General features: G+C 67.2%; 11 protein-coding genes and 1 riboswitch. Of the genes, 3 read left to right on the forward strand and 8 right to left on the reverse strand.

Going from position 1 to position 14,873, the window contains the following annotated elements:
- From GS4_RS17530 to GS4_RS17540, 3 genes are all read left to right on the forward strand, one after another.
- Window positions 1-903 (forward strand): hypothetical protein, encoded by a 903-nt coding sequence (locus tag GS4_RS17530; protein ID WP_007623006.1) that lies wholly within the window; start codon window positions 1-3, stop codon window positions 901-903.
- Between the two features lie 195 nt (window positions 904-1,098).
- Window positions 1,099-3,315 (forward strand): malate synthase G, encoded by a 2,217-nt coding sequence (locus tag GS4_RS17535; protein WP_007623007.1) that lies wholly within the window; start codon window positions 1,099-1,101, stop codon window positions 3,313-3,315.
- 66 nt (window positions 3,316-3,381) lie between these two features.
- Window positions 3,382-4,614 (forward strand): substrate-binding domain-containing protein, encoded by a 1,233-nt coding sequence (locus GS4_RS17540; protein WP_040510919.1) that lies wholly within the window; start codon window positions 3,382-3,384, stop codon window positions 4,612-4,614.
- A 60-nt stretch (window positions 4,615-4,674) separates the two neighbouring features.
- Here the strand turns inward: GS4_RS17540 and gcvP are convergent, their stop codons facing one another.
- The 8 genes from gcvP to secA2 all read right to left on the reverse strand — a co-directional run bounded on the left by gcvP (window position 4,675) and on the right by secA2 (window position 14,721).
- Window positions 4,675-7,560: an aminomethyl-transferring glycine dehydrogenase gene (gcvP, locus tag GS4_RS17545; protein WP_007623010.1), complete on the reverse strand. Its 2,886-nt coding sequence runs from the start codon at window positions 7,558-7,560 to the stop codon at window positions 4,675-4,677.
- A 175-nt stretch (window positions 7,561-7,735) separates the two neighbouring features.
- A riboswitch (glycine riboswitch) is annotated at window positions 7,736-7,828 on the reverse strand.
- A gap of 80 nt (window positions 7,829-7,908) precedes the next feature.
- Window positions 7,909-8,559 (reverse strand): MerR family transcriptional regulator, encoded by a 651-nt coding sequence (locus tag GS4_RS17550; protein ID WP_007623011.1) that lies wholly within the window; start codon window positions 8,557-8,559, stop codon window positions 7,909-7,911.
- Between the two features lie 286 nt (window positions 8,560-8,845).
- Entirely contained in the window at window positions 8,846-9,346 is a 501-nt protein-coding gene (locus GS4_RS17555) for a bifunctional nuclease family protein (protein ID WP_007623012.1), read from the reverse strand.
- Between the two features lie 216 nt (window positions 9,347-9,562).
- Complete coding sequence (gene ftsR, locus GS4_RS17560) at window positions 9,563-10,285, reverse strand: transcriptional regulator FtsR (protein ID WP_007623013.1); 723 nt, start codon at window positions 10,283-10,285, stop codon at window positions 9,563-9,565.
- A gap of 5 nt (window positions 10,286-10,290) precedes the next feature.
- Window positions 10,291-10,743, reverse strand: a complete 453-nt coding sequence (garA, locus tag GS4_RS17565) for a glycogen accumulation regulator GarA (protein ID WP_040510921.1) — start codon at window positions 10,741-10,743, stop codon at window positions 10,291-10,293.
- 333 nt (window positions 10,744-11,076) lie between these two features.
- Complete coding sequence (gene gcvH / locus GS4_RS17570) at window positions 11,077-11,481, reverse strand: glycine cleavage system protein GcvH (protein ID WP_007623015.1); 405 nt, start codon at window positions 11,479-11,481, stop codon at window positions 11,077-11,079.
- A 29-nt stretch (window positions 11,482-11,510) separates the two neighbouring features.
- On the reverse strand, window positions 11,511-12,164 hold the full coding sequence (locus tag GS4_RS17575) for a CDP-alcohol phosphatidyltransferase family protein (RefSeq protein WP_007623016.1): 654 nt from the start codon (window positions 12,162-12,164) through the stop codon (window positions 11,511-11,513).
- Window positions 12,165-12,186: 22 nt separating this feature from the next.
- Window positions 12,187-14,721 carry an accessory Sec system translocase SecA2 gene (secA2, locus tag GS4_RS17580; protein ID WP_007623017.1) on the reverse strand — a complete coding sequence of 845 codons (2,535 nt, stop codon included), beginning with the start codon at window positions 14,719-14,721 and terminating at the stop codon, window positions 12,187-12,189.
- Window positions 14,722-14,873: the final 152 nt, after the last annotated feature.

Consider the following 14,873-nt stretch of genomic DNA (forward strand, 5'->3'; position numbering starts at 1 on the left):
ATGACGACCGAGACGACTCACGGCGCGACCCCGACACTTCTCGCACCCGAGCAGTGGACGGCCCGCCGTGCCGACCACGAACAGCGCGTCGGCGACCTCGTCGGCCCCTATCTCCGTCGGCGACGCGCGGGGGCCGAACACCAGGTCATCGATTTCCTGTTCACGTACTACTCGTCACGTCCCGCCCATCTGGAACGTTGGCACCCGGGCTTCGGGGTCGTCCTCGTCGAGGATCGGCAGCACGCCGCCGACGAGTTGCTCGCCACCCGCGGGTATCACCGATCGACGGAGGGCGTGACCGCGTCGTCGGAGTTCCTCGACAGCAGGATTCGGGCGCTGCGGCAGACGGTCAACTTGTTGTCGGCGACCGCGGCCCGCCCTCCCCGGATGGGATGCTTCGGGCTTCACGAATGGGCGATGGTCTATCGCACCGATCGCCCGCGGCACTCTCTGCCGCTGCGGCTCGGGGCGGCCGGGACCGACGCCGTGGTGGAATCGATGCCACTGCGGTGCACGCACTTCGACGCGTTCCGGTTCTTCACCGATCCCGCCCGGGGCCGCAACGAGCGGTCGCTGACACGGGCCGATCAGCTCGACGTCGAGCAACCGGGGTGCCTCCACGCGACGATGGATCTCTATCGCGCGTGTTTCACCCTCGCTCCCCTGCTGCCCGCCGAGCTGACCGCCGACGCCTTCGAACTCGCCTTGCGCGCACGTGAACTCGACATGCGGGCCAGTCCGTACGACGTGACCGGGCTGGGGTACTCACCGGTGCCGATCGAGACGCCCGCCGGACGAGCCGCATACGCGCGGGAGCAGACCACGATCGCGCACGCCGGAGCACTTCTCCGCGACCGCATCGTGTCACGGTGCGCAGAGTTGATCGATCGCAAAACGGGTTGACAGAACTCCGCAGATGACCATGCAATGACGGTCACGAACAGCCCTGACCGGCCCGGAACGTCCGGTAGCCCGGGGGCGGAACCTGTCCGAGACGTCAGGTGATCCGGCAGATTACCGCCGAGTAGCATGGATGCCGATCGCCACCGGCCGGCTCGATGGACAGCGGCGTGGTGGGTACTCGAGAGGAAGGCTGACATGTCGGATCGCGTCACCGTCGACGGCTTGCAGGTCGCATCGGTCCTGTACGACTTCATCGATTCTGAGGCGTTGCCCGGCACCGGTGTAGACCAGGACGCCTTCTGGTCCGGCGCGGCCTCTGTGATCGCCGACCTGGCTCCACGCAACCGCGAACTGCTGGCCGTCCGTGACGATCTGCAGGCCAAGATCGACCAGTGGCACACCGAGCACCCGGCCGGTCCGGGTGAATTCGACCACGCCGCTTACAAGGCGTTCCTCACCGACATCGGCTACCTCACCGAGGTGCCCGAGGACTTCCAGATCCGCACCGCGGGTGTCGATTCGGAGATCACGAGCACCGCCGGTCCGCAGCTGGTGGTCCCTGTTCTCAACGCCCGCTTCGCGCTCAATGCGTCGAACGCACGCTGGGGCTCGCTCTACGACGCGCTGTACGGCACCGATGCCATCTCCGAGGCCGACGGCGCGGAGAAGGGCACCTCGTACAACAAGGTGCGCGGCGACAAGGTCATCGCCTACGCCAAGGACTTCCTCGACAAGGCCGTGCCGCTCGAGCAGTGCAGCTACACCGACGTCGTCTCGTTCGCCGTCGGTGACGGCGGTCTCACCGTCACGCTGGCCGACGGTGCGACGTCGACCCTGGCCGATCCGTCCGCGTTCGTCGGCTACCGCGGTGCACCCGACACCCCGACGTCGGTCCTGCTGCGCCACAACGGGCTCCACCTCGACATCGAGATCGATCCGGAGTCGCCGATCGGTTCGACCGATCCGGCGGGCATCAAGGACGTCGTAGTCGAGTCGGCCATCACCACGATCATGGACTTCGAGGACTCGGTGGCCGCGGTCGACGCCGACGACAAGGTGGTCGGCTACCGCAACTGGCTGGGGCTCAACCGAGGCGACCTCGCCGAAGAGGTGTCCAAGGCGGGCAAGACCTTCACCCGTGTGCTCAACCAGAACCGCGTCTACACCGCGCCGGACGGTTCCGATCTGGAACTCCACGGCCGGTCGTTGCTGTTCGTCCGCAATGTCGGGCATCTCATGACCAACGACGCGATCCTCGACGCGGACGGCAACGAGGTCCCGGAGGGCATCCTCGACGGGCTGTTCACGTCGCTGATCGGTATTCACGGGCTGTCCCGCGCCGGGGGTGAGGCGAACGGGCCGCAGGGTGCGCAGGCCGCGGGCCTGCAGAACTCTCGGACGGGGTCGATCTACATCGTCAAGCCCAAGATGCACGGTCCCGACGAGGTCGCGTTCACCGTCGAGCTGTTCGGTCGTGTGGAAGAGGTGCTCGGTCTTCCCGAGAACACCCTCAAGGTCGGGATCATGGACGAGGAGCGCCGCACCACGGTCAACCTCAAGGCCGCGATCAAGGCCGCGCAGGACCGAGTCGTGTTCATCAACACCGGATTCCTGGACCGCACCGGCGACGAGATCCACACGTCGATGCGTGCCGGCGCGGTGGTCCGCAAGGGCGAGATGAAGGCCCAGACCTGGATCAAGGCCTACGAGGACTTCAACGTCGACACCGGTCTGCACGCCGGCCTCCAGCACAAGGCACAGATCGGTAAGGGCATGTGGGCCATGCCGGATCTGATGGCCGACATGCTCGATCAGAAGATCGGCCATCCGAAGTCGGGCGCCAACACCGCGTGGGTGCCGTCCCCGACGGCCGCGACGCTGCACGCGCTGCACTACCACCTGGTGGACGTGTTCGAGCGTCAGGACGAGATCGCCAAGCGCGATCCGGCGACGGTCGACGACATCCTGACCATCCCTCTCGCACCCAAGACCGACTGGTCCGATGAGGAGAAGCGACAGGAGCTGGACAACAACGCGCAGTCGATCCTCGGCTACGTGGTCCGCTGGATCGACCACGGTGTCGGTTGCTCGAAGGTGCCCGACATCCACGACGTGGCACTGATGGAGGATCGCGCGACCCTGCGGATCTCGAGCCAGCTGCTGGCCAACTGGTTGCACCACGGGATCGTCTCGTCCGACGACATCGTCGCCGCGCTGGAGCGGATGGCACCGGTGGTCGACCGGCAGAACGAAGGCGATCCCTCGTACCGCCCGCTGGCCCCCGACTTCGACACCAACATCGCGTTCCAGGCCGCGAAGGAACTCATCCTCGACGGAGCTGCTCAGCCGAGCGGCTACACTGAGCCGATCCTTCATCGCAAGCGACGCGAGTTCAAAGCCGCCAACGGTTAGCAGTGCGTCCGGGCAACCGGTCGCCTGCATGGGGCGACCGGTGGCCCGAGACGGAAGGTACGGGGGTTGGCACATCACCGTAGTAGCGACGGCCGACGTGGCGTGAGCCGCGGCGTGGTCGCAGTTCTCCTCGCGTTGGTCCTGGTCGGAGGCCTGGTCGTCGTCTGGCGCCAGCTGGGCGATCACATCGCGCGTCAGGGTGACGCGGCCGCCGGCGTGTGTGTCGAGGGCGACACCACCGTGTCGATCATCGCCGATCCCGGGCTCGCCGATGGCCTCGGGACGATCGCCAAGCAGTACAGCTCGGATCGGCCCATCGTGCGAGACCACTGCATCACCGTCGCGGTCCGCGCCGGTGACCCGAAGGTGACGCTCGACGGGCTGGTCGGCGGATGGGATACCAAGTCACTCGGTGCCGAACCATCGGCATGGGTGCCGCAGTCCTCTGTCTGGTCGTCGGAGCTGACCACCGCACGCCCGGACGCGGTGGAAGGTGACGCCCGTTCGCTGGTCACGTCGCCGGTGGTGCTGGCCACCGCCCCCGATCTGGCCAAGGCGGCCGCCGCGAGTGGGCTGGACTGGGGCCAGCTGCCGACCCTGCAGCGCCGCGACAACAGCCTCAGCGACCTCGGGTTGCCGAAGTGGGGATCGTTGCGACTCGCGATGCCGACCGGGGCGCAGTCGGATCCGACTGCGCTGGCCGCTCAGGCGGTCGCGACGCAGGTGACCCGCTCCGACAGTCTGACCGCCGAAGACGCCGCGCTACCTCGTGTGGCATCGAGTATCGAGGCCCTCACCGACGGTGCACCATCCTCACCCGACGGCTCGGCGAGCGGCGCGGTCAAGCAGATCGCCGAGGCAGCCGACGACTCCGCGGCAAGCATCCACGCGGTGCCGATCACCGAGCAGCAGCTGTACCAACTGACCCGCGGTGACAACGAGGAGAAGGTGTCCGAGGTGCTGCCGTCGGGTCCCACCCCATTCGCCGACTTCCCGGTGGTCCGCCTGGCCGGTTCCGGGGTGTCGGCAGTCCAGACCGACGCGGTCTCCGACTTCTTCGACTACGTGGCGAAGCCCGAACACCTCGCGACCCTGACGGCGTTGGGATTCCGCGGCGATGCCCCGTTGCCCGAACCCACTCCGACCGTAACCTTCCCGGTGACCCGCGAGCCGCTACCGGTGCCACCGGCACCCGCGGTCTTGACCATCAACCGCCTCGTCTTCGGTCGTGACTTCGGTCCGCCGGCGAGTTCGGCCGAGCCGTCGTCCGCGGCGACCAGTCCCGCTGCCGGAGGCTGAGGCTGCGGCGCGCTCGCATCCCATCGGCCGGCGGACCCACGCAACCGCCGGCCGCATTACTCAGCTGCTGAAGGCCTCGATGGGCGGACAACTGCAGACGAGGTTGCGATCACCGAAGACGCCGTCGATGCGTCGGACGGCGGGCCAGACCTTCGGTCGTGCACCCGCTGACGGAAGCCCCTGCGGGTAGACCGCGACCTCTCGCGAGTACGGGTGATCCCACTCCCCGACCAGGCTCTCCGCCGTGTGGGGCGCGCCCCGGAGCGGATTGTCCTCGGCGGGCCACACGCCGTCACCGACCTGGTCGACTTCGCCGCGGATCGCGATCATCGCGTCACAGAAGGCGTCGATCTCGTCGAGGTTCTCGCTCTCGGTGGGCTCCACCATCAGGGTCCCCGCCACCGGGAAGCTCATAGTGGGCGCATGGAAACCGTAGTCGGCGAGGCGCTTTGCGACATCGTCGACGGTCACGCCGGTGTCCTTGGTGAGCGGGCGGAGGTCGAGGATGCACTCGTGCGCGACGAGGCCGTCGTCACCGGTGTACAGCACCGGGTAATGGTCGCCGAGCCGTCGTGCGATGTAGTTGGCCGAGGCGATCGCGGTCAGGGTCGCCCGTCGCAGGCCGTCGGCACCCATCATCGCGATGTATGCGTAGGTGATCGGCAGGATGGACGCCGAGCCGTAGGGTGCCGCCGAGATGGTGATGTCGCCGGGCAGTTCGGGGGCGAGCGGATGCCCCGGGAGGAACTCCGCGAGGTGCTCACGGACGCCGATGGGACCGACCCCCGGGCCGCCGCCGCCGTGCGGGATACAGAACGTCTTGTGCAGGTTCAGATGGCTGACATCCCCGCCGAAGTGACCTGGCCGAGCGACACCGACGAGAGCGTTGAGGTTGGCGCCGTCGAGGTAGACCTGTCCCCCGGCGTCGTGGACGGCGGCACAGATGTCACGGATGTCGTGCTCGAACACTCCGTGGGTGGATGGGTAGGTCACCATGATGGCGGCCAGGGTCCCGCGGTGCTCGTCGATCTTGGCTCGCAGGTCGTCGACGTCGACATCACCGTTCGTCCGGCAGGCGACGACCACCACGCGCATCCCCGCCATCACCGCGGATGCCGCGTTGGTGCCGTGCGCGCTGGACGGGATCAGGCAGATGTCGCGGCGGTCGTCACCGCGGCTCTCGTGATAGCGCCGAATGGCCAGCAGCCCCGCGTACTCTCCCTGCGATCCGGCGTTGGGCTGCAGACTCACCCGGTCGTATCCGGTGATGGAGACCAGCCAGTCCTCGAGGGTGCCGATCAGTTCTCGGATTCCGCGGGTGTCGTCGGCGGGTGCGAACGGATGCAGGTCGGCGAAGCCCGGCCATGTGATGGGCTCCATCTCGGCGGTGGCGTTCAGCTTCATCGTGCAGGAGCCCAACGGGATCATGCTGCGGTCGAGTGCGATGTCCTTGTCGGACAGCGAACGCAGATAGCGCAGCATCGCGGTCTCGGTGCGGTGCCGGTTGAACGCGGGGTGGGTGAGGAACTCCGACGTGCGGGTCTCGATGGGCTGTGAGAACGGCTTGCGCACAACGCCTTCGGCGCCGAAGGCGCGCAAGACGACGGCCAGGTCGGCGTCGGTGGTGGTCTCGTCACAGCTGATCGCCACCCGGTCGTCGTCGACGCGACGCAGATTGACGTTCTCCTCCTTGGCGTAGGCAACCACGGCATCCGATCGGCCTGGCGTCCGGACCAACACGGTGTCGAAGAACGTGCCGTGCTCGACCTGGTGTCCGGCCGCCGCCAGACTGTCGGCGAGCGTGACGGCCGAATCGTGCACACGGCGGGCGATGGCCGTGAGGCCCTGCGGACCGTGGTAGGAGGCGTACATCGCCGCGACGACTGCGAGAAGCACCTGCGCCGTACAGATGTTGCTGGTCGCCTTCTCCCGGCGGATGTGCTGCTCCCGGGTTTGCAACGCCAGTCGGTAGGCGAGGTTGTCGTCAGCGTCCTTGGACACCCCGACCAGTCGGCCGGGCAGCTGCCGCGCGTGCTTGGAGTGCACCGACAGGTAACCCGCGTGCGGGCCACCGAAGCCCATCGGCACGCCGAATCGTTGGGTGCTGCCGAAGCAGACGTCGGCGCCCTGCTCACCCGGCGGCGTGACGAGCGTGGCGGCGAGCAGATCGAGGCCGACGGTCACCAGCGCACCACGTTCGTGTGCGGCGTCGATGATCGGCGCCGCGTCGAGGATGCGTCCCGACGCACCGGGCACCTGCAGGATCACACCGAAGAAGTCGTCGTCGGGCAGACCGCAGCCGGGCAGACCGGGATGCAGTGCCGCACCGACGACCTCGATCCCGAGCGGCCTGGCGCGCGTCTCGATGACCGCACGCGTCTGCGGGAAGAGGTCCTCGTCGACGATCAGCCGCGCTGATGCGGACCGCTGTGCGCGGCGCATCAAGGTCATGGCCTCCGCAGCCGCGGTGGCCTCGTCGAGCATCGACGATCCGGAGATCTCCATACCGGTCAGGTCGGCGACCATCGTCTGGAAGTTCAGCAGCGCCTCGAGGCGTCCTTGGCTGATCTCGGGCTGATAGGGCGTGTACGCGGTGTACCAGGCCGGATTCTCGATCACATTGCGGCGGATGACCGCCGGGGTGTGGGTGCCGGAGTAGCCGAGTCCGATCATCGACCGGGCGACGGTGTTCCGGGACGCCAGCTCACTCAATCGATCGGTGACTTGTTCCTCGGTCAGCGGCGCCGGCAGTGTCGCGAGGCCGTTGTCCGCGGGATCGTCGGCGATGGCAGCCGGGACGACCCGCCGGGCCAACTCGTCGAGAGAGTCCACGCCCAGGACCGACAGGATTCGCGCCGTCTCGTCGGCGTCGGGTCCGACGTGTCGGTCGACGAAGGCCGCGGTTACGGCATCGGGAGAGGACGGAGACGGTGCAGGAGAGGACATGAGTCACCCTTCGCGGGCCGATGCGGTGCATCGGTCGGATGGCCCTCCCCCTCTGTCATGTCCATCGCCGCACGGGTGCGGACCGGACGCCTGAGAGATTCGGTTGCCGGCGACAGTGCCTGCGACCTTTCACCGTGGGCGGACGGGCGTGAACCCGTCACTTTCCAGAGACGTCGTCAGTATCGCGGTCCTGGGTGCCTGAGAGTTTGACGAGGAGGTGTTGCTCCTTCGGCGGCCACCTGACGTGACGCTCTCCCGTGATGCTGCGACGTGCCGACAGTCTACCGGGTCGGTGGGAACGATCCCGACCACCGCGACTGCGACTCCGATCACTCGGCGAGAGGTGGATCAGCCGGTGCGACGTGCGCGGTTCTTGCGACGAGCCGCGAGCTCGTCCTCCGGCGCGGTCTCACTGACACCGCCGTCGGCCCGCTCACCCGGGAAGTCGGCGATGGTGCCGGTGAGTTCGCGCATCGCACCGCTGACGGCGATGCCGAACACACCCTGGCCACCTTGCAGGAGGTCGACGACCTCTTCTGCGGAGGTGCATTCGTAGACGGTGGTGCCGTCGGAGAACAGGGTGATCCGCGCGAGATCCTCCACGCCGCGCTGGCGGAGATGATCCACGGCGACGCGGATGTTCTGCAGCGAGATGCCGGTGTCGAGGAGTCGCTTGACGATCTTCAGGACCAGGATGTCCTTGAAGGAGTAGAGCCGCTGGCTGCCTGAACCGGCCGCGCCGCGGATGGACGGGACCACCAGCGAGGTCCGCGCCCAATAGTCGAGCTGCCGATAGGTGATCCCGGCGATCTGGCATGCACTGGGGACGCGGTATCCGATCAGTTCGTCGGGGACCGTGTCGTTGGGGAACAGTCCGGGGGCGATGTCGTCGAGACTCCCCTGGGTCGCCGTCGGGCGTGCCGACCGGTCGTCATCGGTGGCCACCGTCGTGGTGTCCGGACCCGATGGGCCGTCGTTGTCGATCGGCTGATCGCCCACTGCACACTCCCTCGCAACGCTCGGACGGCCTCAGATCGACGAGGTCGGTGGCGTACCCCGCTCAGAGTACGCGTCCGGAGGCCGGTCATATGTCATCGCCACGAGGTTCGGGCGATGTGGGTGACGGTATGTCCGGTCGGGGAGGCAAATCAACGCGACGCGCGGTGAGCCTCAACCTCTACTTGAGATGGAGGTGAACGGTTACCCGGCGGTGTCCATTTCGTGACATAAGAGGCTAGTGTGACTCGTGTGACTGATGTGACTGCAACTGCGCGCCCTTGGGGCGTCAGGCGCCGCCGCTGGCCTTGAAGTCGTCCGGCGAGACGTTGTCGAGGAACTCCTTGAACTTCTCGACCTCGTCCTCCTTGGCGTCCGGCCCATCCTCCGACTCCTCGTCCGGGATCAGCAGACCTGCCTCGGCGAGGACCTCCTCGTCGGCGATGATCGGCACGTCGGCGCGCATCGCCACGGCGATCGAGTCCGACGGTCGAGCCGAGATCCGCAGGTCGTTGGCGAACACCATCTCCGCGTAGAAGGTGCCCTCCTGCATGTCGACGATCCGTACCTCGACGAGAGTCTGACCGAATTCACCGATCAGATTCACGATCAAGTCGTGGGTGAGCGGGCGAGGAGGCTCGATCCCCTTCTGGCGCAGAGCTATCGACGCGGCCTCGCTCTGCCCGATCCAGATCGGCAGATAACGTTCGCCGTCGACCTCGCGGAGCAACAGCACCGGCTGGCTCTGCGGGGGCTCGACCCGAATGCCCACCACTCGCATCTCGCTCATCTCGCACCCGCTTCCTTCTCGGCCGCCGCCTGCTGTACGGACACCGGGACACCGGGTCCGGTCAGCGGACATCGTATTGCACGAGCACCCCGATCCGGTCCGGGAAGGGGCGCTCCGGGACCCGACGAGGGCGCATCTCCGACGCTACACCCGCACCGGCCCGCGAGCGGTGCGTGCGATCCCGCCGACAGCGGTGACACGGCCTCGGAGTGGGGATCAGTCGAGGACGCCGCGAACCGCAGCCTTGACCAGCTGGGTGTGCAGGGTCACCGACAACGCCGCGATCTCGCGGACGAGCTCTTCGGCACGATCGCGGGCACCGGTCCCCTTGCCCTTGGCGATGGGACTCGCGATCTGGGCGACCAGACCGGCCTCGCGGTCCGCGGAGACCTTGAACGCCCGCAGATGTCGGGTCTCGACACCGTAGTTCGCGAGTGCCGCGGCCGCCTCGACCAGGCGCACCGCGTCCTCGTCGAAGAATCCCGCGGGACCGGCGGTGAGCAGGCCGTTGCGCTGCAGTTCGGTCACGAATGCGGAGTCGGCCCCGGTGCGCTCGATGAGCGCATCTCGCGACACCCGTCCGCCCCGTTCGCCGAAATCGGTGGCCGGCGCGACCGCCCCGCGGGCACTCGACAGGAGCCGGGGGCCGCCGTTACCGCCCGCGCCGCCGGCATCGATCGCCTCGAGCTGCTCTTTGATCACCTTGAGCGGAAGGTACCGATCACGCTGTGCGGTCAGCACGAACCGCAGACGCTCACAGTCGGATTCACTGAACCGCCGGTATCCCGACGGCGCGCGCTCCGGCGTGATCAGACCCTCGGCCTCGAGGAATCGGATCTTCGAGATCGTGACATCGGGAAAATCCTCGCGCAGCAGGGAGAGGACCGACCCGATGGAGATCGATCCCTGCCCGCGCTGACCTGCCGACGATGCCGACACGATGCTCAGGCGTTCTCGCCGTCGCGGGGTCCGCTGAGGAAGACCAGACGGAACTTGCCGATCTGGACCTCGTCACCGTTGCTGAGGGTCGCGGTGTCGACCGGCTCACGGTTCACGTATGTGCCGTTCAGGCTGCCCACGTCGACCACCTGGAACTCGTTCTCACCCAGGCGGAACTCGGCATGACGCCGGCTCACGGTGACATCGTCGAGGAAGATGTCGCTGTCGGGGTGTCGACCGGCCGAGGTGGTCGGCTGATCGAGCAGGAATCGCGAACCGGCATTCGGTCCGCGCTTGACGACAAGCAGCGCCGTACCGGGGGAGAGTCGCTCGACCCCGGTGTCGGCAGGTTCACCCGAGGTGGTGGCTCCGGCATCGAGTTCGTTGATGAACTCCTCCCGGAAGACCGAGGTGGTCTCCACCGGCGCCTCGAGGCCGTTGTCGTTATCGCTCACCAGTTCTCCTTCGTCGTCTGCAGCCGATCCATGCGCTGCCGGCGGACGCGCAGTTCACGTCTGCCTGGGTCGGCGGTCGCGGTGCGATGCCGTGTGAGCTGCCCGCTCCCCGCCCATGTCGTGCAGGCCACTGATGGTCCCGGGGGCCCACCGGTCTGTTGCTGTAAACCGTACCGTGCCGTGCCGATATCGCCCGCGCGGGCGTCGACCAGGACACGACGATCATAGCCCTCGGTGGGCCGTGGCCCAGCCCCATGCGAGCGGCGTTGTCGGCTTGTTACTCGCCGGTTCCGATCGGTCACGGAACGTTAGGCGTCAGCCCTCGGTGATCGCGCTTCAGCCCTCGATGATCGCCCGGTAACCGGCCGGATCGAGCAGTGCGGCCAACGTCGCATCCAGGCCGTCGGCGTCGGCCACGGTGATCTCCACCAGCCAACCGCGACCGTACGGGTCCGAGTTCACGAGCTCGGGAGCACCGTCCAACTCGGAGTTGACGGCCGAGACCGAACCCGCGATCGGGCCGAAGATGTCGGAGACACTCTTGGTGGACTCGACCTCGGCGAAGGACTCGCCGGTCTCGACCGCCGCGCCTTCCTCGGGCAGCTGGACGAACACGACGTCTCCGAGCTGGTCCTGGGCGAAGTCGGTGATCCCGACGCGCACCGTGCTCGGACCTGTCTTGTCGATCCATTCGTGCTCGGCGGTGTATCGGAGTCCGGAAGGGAGATTGCTGTCGCTCACGGGTGGCACCTTTCTCGTCGCAGGCGACTCTAGGTCATCTCGCCGCGCGATCGCGCGGCGACCGGCGGCATGGCGCGGACCACCAGGATGGTCTGCCACCAGTACAGGACGAACGACCAGACATAGAGGGCGACACCCCAGATCAGGAACGCCCATCCGATCGGATAGCAGATCGTGCCGACCACGGAATCCAGTTGCCCGGCAAGCAACCACGGGAAAGCACTCATCAAAGCGAATGTCGCGGCCTTGCCGATGTAGAGCACCGGTAGCGCGAACAGGCCGCGGGTCCGCAGGATCGGTCCGGTGGCGAACAAGAGCACGTCCCGGGCGATGATCACACCGATCAACCACCACGGCACGAAGTCGCGTAGCCCGAAGGTGATCGGGATGACCACGATGTACAGCCGGTCGGCCGCGGGATCCAGCAACGCGCCGATGCGCGACGACTGCCCCAGGAGCCGTGCCAGCTTGCCGTCCAACCAGTCCGAGAATCCCGAGAACATGAGGATGGCGAAGGCCCACCCGTCGGCCTCCTCCACGAGCAGCAGCCAGATGAACACCGGGATGAGCAGCAGCCGGAGCACGCTGAGTGCGTTGGGAACGGTGACGATGCGGTCGGAGACCGGCACGTCCGGTTCGGAGTCCGGTTCCGGGGCCACCGCGGGGTCCGACTGGTCGCTCATCGGAATCCGGCCCCCGTGCCGATCACCGGAAGATGCCGATGATGCCCTGCAGCGTCTTCGCGCCACCCGACGAGAACAGGTTGTCGTGGACCATATAGGTCCAGGTCGTGGTCGACCGGCGCAACTCCGAGGTACCGAGGTCGACACCGTCGGCGGTGATCGACACCTCACGGAACGTCTTGCGCGCGTTGGTCTGAGCGTCGGTGGGCAGCGTGCTGAACTCGTCGAGGATCAGCTTGTGGAACTCGTCGAGCGGGCTCTCCTTGCCCAGCGAACGCAAGTGGATGCTCGCCCGCACGTCGGATACGAACGCGAGGTGATCGGCCCACGCTCGGTCGAGATGGTAGAGCGTGATCTCACGGGCGGCCTGCACCAGGACATCGCGGTCGACCGGTTCGACAACCTCCGCCACGTCGGCGCTCGACTCGTCGGTCCCGTCAGCGGTCGCTCCGTCAGCCGGAACACCGTCTGCCTGCGCCTCGTCGGTGTCCGCCGCCTTGTCCTCGGTCGTGGCCTTGTCCTCGGTCTTGTCCTCGGCCTCGGTCTTGTCCTCGGCCTCGGTCTTGTCGCCGTCGGTCTTGTCGGCAGCCGTCGTCTCGCCGTCGGTCTTCTCACCGTCGGCCTTCGGGGCGCCGATCAGCGCGGCGTAGCGATCGAGTTCGAGGTCGGCGAGCTCCTCGAGCGCCACCTCGGTCGTCAGCACCTCGGTGCGGCGCTTGACGACGATCTCCCGCTGCTGGTTCACCAACGTGTTGTAGCGCCAGGTGTTCGCGTGCAGCTCCAGTCGCACACCCTCGGCGATCCGTTGAGCCTGTTCGATGAGGTCGATGCCCTTCGCGCCCATGGAGCCGTCCTCGTTCGGCGACACCGGATCCCGCTTGAACGCCAGGTTCTTGACGACGACCGGGTCCTCGAGCGAGGAGAAGAAGACCGAGCGACCCGGGTCACCCTGTCGTCCGGCACGACCACGCAATTGGTTGTCCAGCCGCTCGGTGTCGTGTCGGCCGGTCCCGACCACGCACAGCCCGCCGAGCTCGATGATCTCGTCGCGGGCCTTCTCGTCGTCCGCCGATCCACCCAGGCGGATGTCGGTTCCGCGCCCGGCCATCTGGGTCGAGACGGTGACGGCATCGAGCGCACCGGCCTCGGCGATGATCTTCGCTTCCTCGGCGTCGTTCTTCGCGTTCAGCACGACGGCGTTCACGCCCGCCTTGTCGAGAAAGTAGGCGAGCTCCTCGGACTCGGCGACATCGTGGGTACCTATCAGGATCGGCTGGCCCGTCTCATGGACCTCCTTGACGAAGGCGACCACGGCCTCGACCTTGTTGGCCTTGGTGTCGTAGACGCGGTCGGGCAGGTCGTCGCGGATGTTCTCGGTGTTGGGCGGGATTTGGCTGACGCGCAGGTCGTAGAACTGGCGGAGCTGCTCGCCGGCGGCGAGGGCGGTTCCGGTCATCCCGGCCACCTTGGGGTAGCGGCCGATCAGCGCCTGCACCGTGATGGTGTCGATGACCTCGCCGGAGTCGGTCTGGCTCAGGCCTTCCTTGATCTCGACCGCGGCCTGGACGCCGTCGGGCCAGCGCTGGAGTTGCGCCACCCGTCCGCGTGACGCGTTGATCAGTTGCACCCCACCGTCGCGGACGATGTAGTGGATGTCGCGATCGAGCAGGTAGTGGGCGTGCATCGCGATGTTCACGTGCACCAACGTGGTGCCGACGTGTTCCTCGTCGTAGATGTCGATCCCGCCGAGTTCTGCCTCGACGAAGGCTGCGCCCTCGTCGGTCAAGGTGACGTTGCGGCCTTCGGTGTCGATCTCGTAGTGCTTCTTCTTCAGCCGGCCGACGACGTCGTGGATCGCCTGATCGGGTACCTCGGACTCGGTCGAGCCGGCGAGCACCAGCGGCACCAGGGCCTCGTCGACGAGTACCGAGTCGGCCTCGTCGATGATCGCCACGTCCGGTTTCGGCGACACCAGATCGTCCGGTGTCAGAGCCAACTGATCACGCAGGACATCGAATCCGATCTCGTTGACCGAACCGTAGGTGACATCCGCCGCGTAGGCCGCGCGGCGCTCCTCACGCGTCGAGTTCTCCGAGACCGCCCGCGCCTCGAGTCCGAAGAAGCGGAACAAGGGACCCATCCACTCGGCGTCGCGGGTGGCCAGATAATCATTGACGGAGATGACATGTACCCGGTGCCCCTGCAGGACGTAGCCGACCGCTGCCAGTGCACCGGCGAGGGTCTTGCCCTCACCGGTCGCCATCTCGATCACGTCCCCCTCGAGCAGTCGGAGCGCCCCCTGCAACTGGACGTCGAAGGGGCGGAGGCCGAGGCTGCGATCGGCGGCCTCGCGCACCAGCGCCAGGAACTTGGCCCGGTCAGCGGGCTTTCCTTCCAGGTCGAGTTCCTGAGCACGGGCCGGGAAGTCGGCGTCGTCGAGCTCGGCCGCCCAGTCCGTGTGGCCCGCGGCGTCTTTGATCACCGTGAGGGACTTGGACTGGTTCCGCGAGGTCTGCGAACCCAGTAGTCGCCACATGCTGTTGGTCAGCTTTCCCACCGAAACACTTCTCCTGACTCGTGCTGCTCATCCGCTGGTCGGATCGACCGGGTCGGAGGACCCGGTGACCTGCGACCACGCGCTCTCGGCTCAGATCGTCGTCCACGGTACGCGGACCTACCCGGCATCCGGCGATCAACACTATGATCGCA

Origin of the sequence: Gordonia soli NBRC 108243, from assembly GCF_000334455.1 — a bacterium.
Taxonomy (GTDB): domain Bacteria; phylum Actinomycetota; class Actinomycetes; order Mycobacteriales; family Mycobacteriaceae; genus Gordonia; species Gordonia soli.

Excerpts from the sequence above, each read along its gene's own strand:
- GS4_RS17575 (WP_007623016.1), bottom strand. The coding sequence starts at position 12,164 with ATGAGCGACCAGTCGGACCCCGCGGTGGCCCCGGAACCGGACTCCGAA.
- GS4_RS17535 (WP_007623007.1), top strand. The coding sequence starts at position 1,099 with ATGTCGGATCGCGTCACCGTCGACGGCTTGCAGGTCGCATCGGTCCTG.
- gcvP (WP_007623010.1), bottom strand. The coding sequence starts at position 7,560 with ATGTCCTCTCCTGCACCGTCTCCGTCCTCTCCCGATGCCGTAACCGCG.
- GS4_RS17530 (WP_007623006.1), top strand. The coding sequence starts at position 1 with ATGACGACCGAGACGACTCACGGCGCGACCCCGACACTTCTCGCACCC.
- GS4_RS17555 (WP_007623012.1), bottom strand. The coding sequence starts at position 9,346 with ATGAGCGAGATGCGAGTGGTGGGCATTCGGGTCGAGCCCCCGCAGAGC.